Here is an 11,527-nt window from a genome sequence, read left to right on the forward strand (position 1 = left end):
CCGGCGGCGCGTCTTGTGGGGCGAACTCGGTCTCGGCCAAGCTCTGCCCCAGCCACCGGGATTTCTCACCGTCGCCCGCGTGAAGCATGGGCGTAAGGTGGGGCCGGCGCTCGCAAGCCCCACCCTACGTGCGGCAGTCGCCCGTTTGATACGCAATCGGGTCCGGCACCCCCACGGCGGCGAAACCGTTCAATCGCAGCAAACAGGCATCGCACGATCCACAGGCGGCGCCGCTCTCCGGGTCGGGGGCGTAGCACGACGACGTGAGGCTGTAATCAACACCCAACTCCAGGCCGGTGCGGATGATTTCCGCCTTGGTCAACTGAACGAGCGGCGCATGGATGCGAAAATGCCGCGTACCCTCGACGCCGGCCTTGGTCGCCAGATTGGCCAATTGCTCGAAGGCCGCGATGTATTCCGGGCGGCAATCGGGATAGCCGCTGTAGTCGATGGCGTTGATGCCAATAAAGATGTCGTCGGCCGGCAGCACCTCGGCCCACGCCAGGGCCAGCGACAGAAAGACCGTGTTGCGGGCGGGAACATAGGTAATCGGAATGCCCGTGGACATTTCTTCGAGGCTGCGCTGCTTCGGCACGGGCAAGTCGCTGGTCAGCGACGATCCGCCGAACTGGCTCAGGTCGATGTCGACGATACGGTGTTCGCGGACGCCCGCCGCGCAGGCCACCTTCGTGGCCGAAGCGATTTCGACGGCGTGCCGCTGCCCGTACCGAAAGGAAATGGCGTATGCCTCAAACCCTTGGCTTTGCGCCACGGCCAAGGTGGTCGCCGAATCGAGCCCTCCGCTGAGCAGCACCACGGCTTTCATAAAAACGGTCAGAACGAGTTGCCGGTTGTTGCCCACGGACGATTGGATGATAAACTAGACGTTTCGTCTGTGGTTCGCGACGGGCGGGGCGTGTCGCCAAGATACCGAGCACCGGGAGCCGGGTCAAATTAACAACGCACCTTGGGCGGAGAAGAGCCGGAGGATGGCCTTCCTAGGCCGTCCAGCAGCAAAGGTGACGGCCTAGGAAGGCCATCCTCCGCAAACGTTTAGCCTAGGTTCGCTGTAATGTGAAACAGAACTGACCTTGTTCCTATGGCCGACTACCGCTCACTGGCGCTGTTCTGGACAGGCTGGTCGGTCGTGTTGTCGATCTTGGTCACTGCCGTCGTGGCCGCGCTCGGCTTCGTCGCCTGGAGGCGCAGCGGATACCGCCGGGCCATCGGCGTTCTGGAAATCTTCCGTCTGGCGATCGTCGTCGCCATTGCCGTCCTGCTCAATCAGCCCGAATGGGTCGAGCAGTTTCGCCCGGACCAAAAGCCGACGCTGGCCGTGCTGTGGGACGCCTCGCGCAGCATGCAGACGCGCGATGTGCTCGACCGCCGCCAGCCAAGCATGCCGCCGCGCACCCGTGCCGAGGCCGTCGCCCCACTGGCCGATCCCGCAGCCTGGCAAGCCGTCGGTGAAAAGTTGCAGGTTGTCAGCCAGCCGTTTGCCGAACCGCGCGAAGGCCACGGCACCGACATCAACGTGGCGCTCGCCCAAGCGATGGAGAAGTACGGCACGCTGCGGGGCATCGTGCTGGCCAGCGACGGCGATTGGAACGAAGGCCGCCCGCCGGTGGAAGCGGCCGGCCGGCTGCGATTGAAGAACATTCCGGTTTATGCCGTGGCGGCCGGCAGCCCGTCGCGTCTGCCGGATGTCGAGTTGGTCAGCCTCGATCTGCCGACCTTCGGCGTGGTGGGCAAGTCGGTCCGCATCGCCTTCTCGATCGACAGTTGGCTGCCGCGCGAGCACGTGGCCAGCGTGCAGCTCGAAACGTCGTCGGGCGAGAAGCTCATCAAGGAAGTCCGCATCGCCGCGATGGGCCGCACCAACGATTGGATCGCCTGGAAGCCGGAACTGGCCGGCGATTATCGCCTGACGCTCAGCGTGCCAGTGCATCGCGACGAATTGCTCAAAGACAACAACAGCCAATCGGCCCCCATCGCCATTCGCAACGAGCGGCTGCGCGTGTTGCTGGTCGAGTCGTATCCGCGCTGGGAATACCGCTATTTGCGGAACGCCATGTCGCGCGATCCGGGCGTGGAGCTTTCGTGCCTGCTGTTCCATCCCGGCCTGAGCAAGGTCGGCGGCGGCAACAAGGATTACATCGCCCATTTCCCCGACCGGCTGGAAGAGCTGGCGACCTTCGACGTGGTGTTCTTGGGCGACGTGGGCCTGGGCGACGGGCAACTTACGAGTGAGCAATGCCGGCTGCTGAAAGGGCTGGTCGGGCAGCAGGCCAGCGGGCTGGTGTTCATGCCGGGCTGGCAGGGGAGGCAAAACTCGCTCTTGGAGACCGAGCTGAGCGACCTTTATCCGGTGGTGCTCGACGCCGCTCAGCCCAACGGCTGGGGTTCGAGGTCGGCCGATCATTTCGAGCTGACCGAGGCGGGCCGCCGCAGCCTGCTGACCAAGCTGGCCGACACGCAGGACGAAAACTCGGCGGTCTGGGAAGACTTGCCGGGCTTTCCGTGGTACGCGGCGGTTGTGCGGGCCAAGGCTTCGGCCGAGGTGCTGTGCGTCCACAAATCGGCCACCAATGAATATGGCCGGATTCCGCTGTTGGTGACGCGGACCTACGGCACGGGCAAGGTGCTGTTCATGGGCACCGACGGCGCCTGGCGCTGGCGAAAGGGCGTGGAAGACAAATACCACTACCGTTTTTGGGGGCAAGTGGTACGATGGATGGCATATCAACGGAACATGGCGAAGGGCAAGACCGTGCGGCTCTACTTTCAGCCAGATCAGCCTTCGGTGCGGAGCACCATCACGTTGCACGCCAACGTGATGACGTCCGCCGGCGAGCCCGTCGAAGACGACGACGTGACGGCCAAGGTCACATCGCCCTCGGGCACGGTCGATTCCCTGCGATTCACGCACGAGGGCGACGAGTGGGGACTCTTCTCCACTCAATACACGCCGGCCGAGGCCGGCGAGCACCGCATTTCGCTGGCCGGCAAGCGTTCGGGCGCCTCGCTCGACTCGACCTTTTTCGTGCAAGGCGCGGCGATTGAGCGCGTCGGCCATCCCGCGCGGCCGGAGGTGTTGGAAGAGATTGCCCGCGTCACGGGCGGCAAGGTGGTGCAACCCGGCGAGCTTGATACCGTGCTGCGTTCGCTCGCTGCGTTGGAGGAGCCATCGCCCGAAGTGCGGCGTCTCCAGCTTTGGAGCCATCCGGTGTTGGCGTCGATCCTCGTGGGGCTGATGAGTGTGTTTTGGGTGTGTCGAAAAGTGGTGGGGCTGGTTTGACCCGAGAGACGTAGGTGGACCTTGCCGATAATCAGCCGGTTCTTTGGCATCGCCATCCGTATGTATTACGATGATCACCCGCCGCCCCACTTTCACGCCTATTATGGCGAACAGCATGTCGTGGTGGAGATCGAAACGCTCGCTTTGCCAGAGGGGCATTTGTCTCGCCGTATTATCGGCATGGTGCTCGAATGGGCTGCCGACCATCGCGACGAACTGATGGAGAATTGGAGCCTAGCTGACCTTCACCTTCCCCTGAACCCAATCGACCCCTTGGAATGAGAGATGTACCGAATTGCTGACGTGAAAACCCTGCCGGGCTACCAGTTGCAAGTCCGATTCGAAGACGGCACGCACGGAACCGTTTCGTTAGCGGAGCGGCTGTTCGGGCCGATGTTCGAACCGTTGCGCGATTTGTCGTTCTTCGAGCAGGTCTTCATTGATGAATTCGGCGCGATATGCTGGCCCAATGGCGCCGATTTGGCGCCTGACGCTATCTACAAGGATCTAACCGTGAACGCGAACGAATAATCGCCGCCACTCCTCTCTTCTGGATAAATATGATGACGACCGACGCAGAGGAACTCGTCAACGGCCTGCCGCTCCCGTCGGCCTTGGTCGAAGCAATCCAAACTGGACGATGGGTGGCTCCTTTACTCCACAAGCTTGAAGCGGTTTTTCCGCTGGCAGCCGATGAGGGCGAGCCGATTTGTCACCCGGCGTTCTTCGATTTGGACGGGATGCAACGGGAAAACGACGGCTGGAGCGAAGAGACGCTGCCGTCGTATTTGGGCGAAAAGGATGACAAAGTTCAGCCTGGCGATATCGACCCTAGTCAATCCATCGTCATCGCCGACCTTGGGCCCGATCGGCTTGTTGCGCTGGACTATCGCGTATCGGACGAGAATCCGCGTGTCGTTTATCTTACCGGCAACCAACAGCCCCGGTGGGTCGAGGCTGCTCCGAACGTCGAGAGTTTAATGCGCCTCTTGGGGCTATGAATAGGCCGTGCATGGGAAATGGAGTACCGAACCCGCAACTGAGGTGAAGCATGCCTGGAAACAACGATGGTTTTCGTGTTCTCAAGGAGTTCAAGTGCCAAGCGGTTGCCGACCCTGCGTTGATGGGGCTGGCGCCGGCAACTGCCGTACATGGAACGAACGAGGGCGTTCGCCTGTTGCCAGAGATCGTGGTCACCGCAGAACGTCCAGAAGATCAAGAGCCACCAAGCAATTAGCCCAATCCAGAATCCAAAATCGAAAATCCAAAGTTCGAGCCTCCCATGTCCATCACACACGTCCACAACGGTCCCCAGCTTCCTGAAACTCTGCGGGTGCAGCTTCTCGATTTCCGTCGCCGCGTGTGGTCGATCAAGACCGCCGAAGCGCTGGCTATGGCCGGTTTTGGTTTGCTGATAATGTACCTGGCGGTGTTTGTCGGCGATCGCTTTGCCGATACGCCGGCTTGGGTGCGAGCGGTCATGCTCATGGCGGCCTTGGCCGTGTCGGGCATCGTGCCTCTGTATGCCTATCGCTGGATCTGGCGACGTCGACAGCTTCCGCAGTTGGCACGGTTGTTGAGCCGCAAGCATCCCGACATCGGCGATCAACTGCTGGGCATCATCGAGCTGGTGGAAGACAAGGACGAACAGGTGCGCTCACGGGCATTGTGCGAAGCGGCCATCGTGCAGGTCGCCCAACAGGCGTCGGGCCACGACTTCCGCCATGCCGTGCCCAAGCCGCGGCATCGCCAGTGGAGTTGGGCCTTGGCGGCGCCGGCAATGTTGGCACTCTTGGCCGCGGCCATCGCACCCGCGGCGGCCGGCAACGCCTGGCTGCGGTTCCTGGTCCCCTGGCGAAATACTCCGCGTTACACGTTCGCGGCCGTCGCAGCGGTGCCCGATCGAATGGTCGTACCGCACGGCGAGCCGTTCACCTTCGCTGTGAAACTGGCCGAGCAATCGCGCTGGCGTCCGGACGAGGCGACGGCCCGCTACGGCGAACAATCGCCGATTGCGGCGTCGCTGGCGGAGGGCGGCTACCGCTTCGATGTGCCGGCGCAGATCGACGGCGCCTGGCTGACGCTGCGCGTGGGCGACGCTTCACATCGCGTGCGCGTCGAGCCGACGTTGCGGCCTGAGTTGACGATGGTCGAAGCCCGCGTGAAGTTGCCCGATTATTTAGGCCGGCCCGGAGCGATCAAAAAAGACGTTCGCGGCGGAACGTTGTCGGTGGTGAAAGACAGCACCGTCGGCGTGATCGCCACGGCGAACCGCGAGTTGGCCGGTGCGACAGCAACCAGTACACTAGCCCGAAGCGCAAGCGAGGCGGTCGACACCTCGCTGGCGCTTCGGGTTGGTGTGGACAGATTCTCGTTCGCGGCGCCTGAAATGGGCCTCAGCGAATCGCAGCAAGTCGAGCTACGCTGGCAAGACCACGACGGCCTGACCGGCCTGGCGCCGTTCGTGCTTTCGATCGAGGCCCGCGACGACGATCCGCCCACGGTCGCCTGTCAGAACCTGCCGCGGCTGAAGGTAGTGCTCGACAGCGAGCAGTTGAGCTTTGTGGCCATGGCGCAGGATGACTTCGGCGTGAAGCAAGTCGGCATCGAGTGGCGCGGCTTGCCCGACGAAGACCGGCCGGGACGGACGCCCGCCGAGGGCGAGCGCGTATTGTCCGCCGGCGGTCCCGACCGCGAGCTGCTGGAAGCGGCCGGCGTGTTCTGCGCCAAGGCGCTGGGCATCGAGCCGCAGGCGATCGAGCTGCGGGTATATGTGGAAGACTATTTGCCGGGCCGCGAGCGGGTCTATTCGCCCCCCTACACGCTATTTGTGCTGAACGCCGAGCAGCACGCCGCCTGGCTGGCGGAGCAGCTCGACCGCTGGCACCATCACTCGCTCGAAGTCCGCGACCGCGAGTTGCAGCTCTACGAGGCCAACAAGGAGCTGCGTGACTTGCCGGCCGGCGAACTCGACCAGCCCGAAACTCGTAAGCGCATCGAGCGGCAGGCCTCGGCCGAACGGGCCAACGGCGCCCGGCTTTCGCGGCTGGTCTCGGCGGGCGAAGACCTGGTGAGCCAGGCCGCCAAGAACCCCGATTTCGGCGTGGGCCATCTGGAAAAGTGGGCCGAGATGCTGCAGATACTCAAAGACATTTCGGCCAACCGCATGCCTTCGGTGGCCGAACTGCTGGCCGACGCTTCGGCCGCGCCGGCGGAGAGCAAGCCTTCCGGCGAGAAGCAGTCGTCCGCTCCGCAGGTCGGCCGGAACCGCGACCCAGGCACGAAGCCTGGTGGTGAAGGCAAGAAAGACGAGCCGCCCAAGCCGCCGGTTCCTTCCATCGTCGACCGTGAAAGCTCGCAGCAACCCAAAGACAAGGACGACAATGAGGAGTCGCCGCCGCCAGGCGGCGGTTCGCCTAAGTTCACGCTGCCGGTGACCACGTTGGCGGCGGGCAAATCGAAGGGCGGCTCCTGCCCGGCTGCGAAAAAAGTCGACGAGGCGGTGCGGCAGCAGGAGGACTTGCTGGCCGAGTTCGCCAAGGTGGCCGACGAGCTGAACCGCATTCTGGCGAATCTCGAAGGAAGCACCTTCCTCAAGCGGCTGAAGGCGGCGTCGCGCAAGGAGCTGGGAGTGGCCGAGGATCTGACGCAGCGGATCACGGGCGACTTCGGCGTGCCGGCGAACCGGGCCTCGGAGCAGGCCCGCGAGCTGTTGCCCAAGATCGGCGAAAGCCAGGTCAAGCTGGCCGACAACGTGGGCACGATCATGGACGACATGAAAGCCTACTATGAGCGGCGGCGGATGACGAAGTTCAAGAACGTGCTCGACGAGATGGAAAAGGTCGAAGTCGTGGGCCGGCTGCGGCAGGTGAGCGACGACCTGCCGCGCGAGTCGGGCCTGTCCATCGCCCAGTGCGAGTTCTGGTCCGACACGCTCGACCGCTGGGCGGAGGACCTGGTCGATCCCGCGTCGGGCGGCACGTGACCGGGCGGCAAATCGGCCGGCAGTTTGCCGCCCTCGGTCGTGTTGGAAGTGATGCAGATTCTGGAAGCCGAAATCGCCCTGCGTGAAGAGACCCGCGTGTCCGAGCAGTCGCGGCCCGCGATGGCCGCCGACAAGTACGCCGCCGACGCCGAAAAGCTCGCCGCCACGCAACGGGAGTTGCGCGGGCGCGTCGACGCCGCCGTGAAGCGGATCGGCGAGTTGCCCGACGCCGCCGGCAATTTTGGCGGAGAGATGGGATTGTTGCAGATGGTCAGCGGCGTGATGGGGGAAGCCGCGGAGATTCTCAAGCGGCCCGACACCGGCCCGCCGGCCATTGCGGCCGAGACGGAGGTGATCGAGTTGCTGTTGCGGGCCAAGCGGTGCAACCCGAAGTCGGGCGGCGGCGGCGGCGGCACGCCCGGCGGCGGCGGCGCGGAAGATCCGGCCCAGCAACCGGCCTTGGCGCTGTTGGGCAGCGGCGCCAACGAAAAGGCGCGCCCCGACGAGCGCGACGTGCCGCAGGCCGTCGGCCAGACCGACCGCACCTTGCCTGAAGAGTTCCGCGCGGGTCTGGACGAGTATTTCAATCGTTTGGAGAGATCTCGAGAATAAGGCGCCCGTTTTGGAGTGCGGCGATTCATCGCCGCTTTCCGCCGCGGTGGAGCGACCCTTCGCGATAAATCACCGCACTCCACGGAGCGCGTCGCAGAATCAACATCAATCAGGCATCCAGAAGGGAATGCACGATGCTAAAAAGCCGACTCTTTCGTGGTGAGAAGCCGCAAGGCCGGCGCAGCGACATGATCGGCAGACACGCGGCGTGCCTGACTGTGTTTCTGGCCCTCTTGGCGCCCGCAGGCGGCGTCGAAGCGCAATCGCCCGGTAGCGCGCCGCAAGGCGATTCCGGCGTCATCGACGACAACGATCTCGGCCAAGTCAATATAGGCTTGATTGCCAACCTGCCGGCCAGCGAGAGGATGCAGCCCGAGCCCTTGCGCAACGTGCTGTCCCGAGAAGGCGAGTTCATGGCCAAAGTCGGCGAGCTGTCGTCTGAAGAGGTCGAATCGTTGCTGGGCGAAGGTGAAAAGGCCCTGATACTCCACGGAGGCCGTCTTGCCGACGGTGAAATGAGGTTCGCCGGAACTCGCGGCGTGATCGCCTTCGACGGCCGTTCCATGACGTTCAAGGAGCCGCCCAACCGGAACGCGCGTCGTGTCTTGGCGGTCGTATTGAAGCGCATCTCGCCCAGGGCGCGGGAAAGATTTGACGCCGAGAGTGAGCGGCTCGAAGCGCGCCGAAGGCATGCGGCCGCTGTTGTACAGGTCGCCGAGTTGGATGAGGCCCTGTTCCTGTCGAGCGAACAGCGGGAGAAACTGCGCGAGATTCTTTCCGCGGGACGCGGGGTTCCGTGGTGGCCGATGAACGAGTCGGCGGTCCATTTCCGACTGCCACAGAAAAGCCTGATCGCCGCGGGCGGCCTGGGGTGCTTCGTCGTTCCCGAGGCGGAATTGTCGACCGTCTCGCGGCTCTGGCAGTTGGCGTGCTACGGAAAACTGCGCCATCCGATGCAAGAAGAGGTCGTCATCGAACAACTCGTTCGTCGGCCGGCGGCGGATGCGCCGGCCCTACGGCCAGGTATGTGGCCGGTGGTGGCCGTAGGCGCGAAACTGCGTGCGCGGCGGGAGGCCGTCGACGAACATGGCGTCAGGCATCGACCAGATTTGCGACAGCGGCTCGAAACCCACTTATCGAGGTTGGTCGAAGACGTGGCGCTAAGCTGCGGTCTGACGGAGAGTGAGCGCGGCAAGCTTTTGTTGGCCGGCAAGCTCGACATCCTCGCCCTTCGCGAGCGCGCGCCGCGGGAGGAATTGCCCGAAGGGGAAATGGTATTTCAGACGGTGGCCCGGGTGCCCGCCACAGGCCCGCGCTTGCCGCCGGCGATTTTCGACGACGCGGGTTCGGCTTTTCAAAAGGAGTTCGAACACCGGCTCTCGGACCAGCAGAAAGGGCGGCTGGCCACCGCGTGGCGCGAGCGGCGCGACTTTCAGCGACAGGCCTTGGCAGAAGCGGTAGTGGTCGGTTTCGAGCGTTCGGCCGCGCTCACTTCGGCGCAGTGCGAGAAGCTGTCGTCGGCGCTCAACGAGGCGCTGGCCACCGGTGACGAGGACACGGCGCGGCTGACACCAGCCGGTCGGGCCGCCGCGAGCGACTGGCAACTCAAGTGCCTGCATCGCATCGCGCAACTCCCCGCCGAGACGCTGCAACCCTTGTTCTTCGACTCTCAATGGCCCGCCGCTGGGCGGCAACAAGGGCGGTTAGCCGAAGCGGCGCGACGGATAGAAGCCCAGGCGGGGGCGGGCGCCAAGATACGGGTCGCGGATACCCAGGGGAACGTAATAGAATTCGACGCCCTTCAAATCGACGAGAACCAATGAGTCGCGCTGCGTGCTCTTCAACGTCGGAGGCGATCTCGCTTGCGGGCGCCACCCGCGCCTTTAGGGCATCGGCGTTCTTATCGGCGCTCGCCGCTAAAAAGGCAGGACGATCTCTAAATGCAAAGCTCGTGGCAAACCGACCACTCTTGATCGTTGCGGCATGGCTCGCCGCAGCTTTATTCCATGTTTCAGTGGCTCAGGCCCACGTCGCGCCCCGCGCGGTGCGAATTCCGGTGGAACGGTCCGATGAGGCGTTGGCCGCGCAGCTCAAGGGCTATATCGATCCGTTGCGGGAGGCCCTGCCGTTGGAGTTGCGATTCGTGAAAAACGTCGGCCAGATCAGCGACGAGGAAATCGCGGAGTTGCGGGCCACGGCCGAGGAGGAGATTGAAATCATCTCGCGGCAAACGGCCGCGGTGCTGCGGGACTACTGGAAAGGCAATCGACGCCAGAAGGTGGTGGCCGTCGATGGCAAGCGTATGATCGTTCCGGCGAACCTGGACCAGTGGATCGTCGAAGCGCCCGGCGCGGTGACGCATCAGATCGTGGCCGCGGCACTTAAGGCGAAATGGCCCGAAGCTTTGGACAAGTTAGACGCCGAGCGCGAGCGGCTCAATGGGCGGAGAAAACGGGCCGCGGTTCTGGCCGAGGTTGCTCTACTCGACGAAGCGTTGCTTTTGTCCGGCCAGCAGCGCAACGATCTCTGCCAGCGGCTCGAGGCGATCGGAGCGGACGCGTTACGTCGTCCGGCAATCGTAGCACCGCTCATCGACCCGGCGGTCCAACGACTTCATACATCGCTGGCCGCTTGGCAACTCGATACCTTTGCGACCTCCGAAGCCGCGTTGGCGGCGGCCTTGCGTCCGCCCCAGTTGGCGGTTTTGCAAGAGCTTGAACAGCCACGGCAGCAGGAAATGGTCCTTGTTCAGCAAGCGGCGCCGCAGCGCGCCCGCGTGGCCCCGCCCGCGCCGGCAGTTGCGCCGCTCGATGCGAACCGGCCGCGGCGAATCGCCATCGACCAGCAAGCGGCGCGCGAGCTCGCGGTCGCGCAGCAGGAGGCGATGGGCCGACTGCAAGTTGTGCAGCGCCGCGTGGTGCGGCGCGGCCCATCGACCAATGACCTGCAAGCAAAATTGATCCGTTACGTCGAGCGCCTGGTGGACGACATCGACGCCGCCTGTGAGCTGACGGAATCGCAGCGCGAAAAGTTCCTGCTGGCCGGCAAACTCGATATCGAGCGCTGGCGCGAGGAGTCGGCGCGAACCGGCGAAAAGCTCGCGCCCGGCGAGCCGGTGGTGGCGCGGCAGGTGCGAGTTGTAGGCGCCGGCCCGTCTCCGCAAATTGCGATCTTTCACGCGGCGGCGTCGTATTTCCAACGGGCGTGCCGCACTCGCTTGGACGGCGAACAGAGGGAGAAGCTAGCCGCTGCCCGGCGCGCGCGGCGCGAGTTCCAGCGGCGCTCGTTGGTCGAGTCCGCCGTGGCCGGCTTCGAGCGCGCGGCCGCGCTTACCCCGCAGCAATGCGAGCAACTGTCGTCGACGATCGAGGCCGCGTTGGCGGAGAGCGATCTGGACGCCGACGATTGGCGCGTGCAAACCGTCAGTGCGATCGCCCAGTTGCCAGCCGAGAAGCTGGCGATGATTTTCGACGATGTCCAGCAGGCCGCCGCATCACGGCATCAAGTGCAAATCGCCGAGGCACTGCGGCAGTTCGAAGCTCGAACGGCGAACGCCGCCGCTCCGGCGGTGATTATCGGCGGCGGGGTTTTCTAGGTGCCGAAACTATGCGCTCGAATCGAAAATAAACTGG

General features: G+C 64.2%; 10 protein-coding genes. 9 read left to right on the plus strand and 1 reads right to left on the minus strand.

What is annotated here, in order from left to right; genetic code table 11:
• Positions 1–124 precede the first annotated feature (124 nt).
• Positions 125–862 (minus strand): 7-cyano-7-deazaguanine synthase QueC, encoded by a 738-nt coding sequence (queC, locus tag VNH11_33970; protein HVA51399.1) that lies wholly within the window; start codon positions 860–862, stop codon positions 125–127.
• A gap of 237 nt (positions 863–1,099) precedes the next feature.
• On the opposite strand from queC, the gene VNH11_33975 reads away from it, so the two are divergent.
• From VNH11_33975 to VNH11_34015, 9 genes are all read left to right on the plus strand, one after another.
• Entirely contained in the window at positions 1,100–3,298 is a 2,199-nt protein-coding gene (locus VNH11_33975; protein HVA51400.1) for a hypothetical protein, read from the plus strand.
• A 21-nt stretch (positions 3,299–3,319) separates the two neighbouring features.
• Positions 3,320–3,580: a DUF4160 domain-containing protein gene (locus VNH11_33980; GenBank protein HVA51401.1), complete on the plus strand. Its 261-nt coding sequence runs from the start codon at positions 3,320–3,322 to the stop codon at positions 3,578–3,580.
• A gap of 3 nt (positions 3,581–3,583) precedes the next feature.
• A complete protein-coding gene (locus VNH11_33985) occupies positions 3,584–3,829 on the plus strand; it encodes a DUF2442 domain-containing protein (GenBank protein HVA51402.1) in 246 nt (81 codons plus the stop codon).
• 29 nt (positions 3,830–3,858) lie between these two features.
• On the plus strand, positions 3,859–4,299 hold the full coding sequence (locus VNH11_33990) for an SMI1/KNR4 family protein (GenBank protein ID HVA51403.1): 441 nt from the start codon (positions 3,859–3,861) through the stop codon (positions 4,297–4,299).
• 50 nt (positions 4,300–4,349) lie between these two features.
• Positions 4,350–4,535: a hypothetical protein gene (locus VNH11_33995; protein ID HVA51404.1), complete on the plus strand. Its 186-nt coding sequence runs from the start codon at positions 4,350–4,352 to the stop codon at positions 4,533–4,535.
• 45 nt (positions 4,536–4,580) lie between these two features.
• Positions 4,581–7,283 (plus strand): hypothetical protein, encoded by a 2,703-nt coding sequence (locus tag VNH11_34000; GenBank protein ID HVA51405.1) that lies wholly within the window; start codon positions 4,581–4,583, stop codon positions 7,281–7,283.
• Between the two features lie 24 nt (positions 7,284–7,307).
• Positions 7,308–7,895 (plus strand): hypothetical protein, encoded by a 588-nt coding sequence (locus VNH11_34005; protein HVA51406.1) that lies wholly within the window; start codon positions 7,308–7,310, stop codon positions 7,893–7,895.
• A gap of 134 nt (positions 7,896–8,029) precedes the next feature.
• Entirely contained in the window at positions 8,030–9,718 is a 1,689-nt protein-coding gene (locus VNH11_34010; GenBank protein HVA51407.1) for a hypothetical protein, read from the plus strand.
• A 191-nt stretch (positions 9,719–9,909) separates the two neighbouring features.
• Positions 9,910–11,490, plus strand: a complete 1,581-nt coding sequence (locus VNH11_34015; GenBank protein ID HVA51408.1) for a hypothetical protein — start codon at positions 9,910–9,912, stop codon at positions 11,488–11,490.
• Positions 11,491–11,527: the final 37 nt, after the last annotated feature.

Source organism: Pirellulales bacterium (assembly GCA_035533075.1).
Taxonomy (GTDB): Bacteria; Planctomycetota; Planctomycetia; order Pirellulales; family JAICIG01; genus DASSFG01.

Excerpts from the sequence above, each read along its gene's own strand:
- VNH11_33990 (HVA51403.1), top strand. The coding sequence starts at position 3,859 with ATGATGACGACCGACGCAGAGGAACTCGTCAACGGCCTGCCGCTCCCG.
- VNH11_33985 (HVA51402.1), top strand. The coding sequence starts at position 3,584 with ATGTACCGAATTGCTGACGTGAAAACCCTGCCGGGCTACCAGTTGCAA.
- VNH11_33975 (HVA51400.1), top strand. The coding sequence starts at position 1,100 with ATGGCCGACTACCGCTCACTGGCGCTGTTCTGGACAGGCTGGTCGGTC.
- VNH11_33995 (HVA51404.1), top strand. The coding sequence starts at position 4,350 with ATGCCTGGAAACAACGATGGTTTTCGTGTTCTCAAGGAGTTCAAGTGC.
- VNH11_34000 (HVA51405.1), top strand. The coding sequence starts at position 4,581 with ATGTCCATCACACACGTCCACAACGGTCCCCAGCTTCCTGAAACTCTG.
- VNH11_34010 (HVA51407.1), top strand. The coding sequence starts at position 8,030 with ATGCTAAAAAGCCGACTCTTTCGTGGTGAGAAGCCGCAAGGCCGGCGC.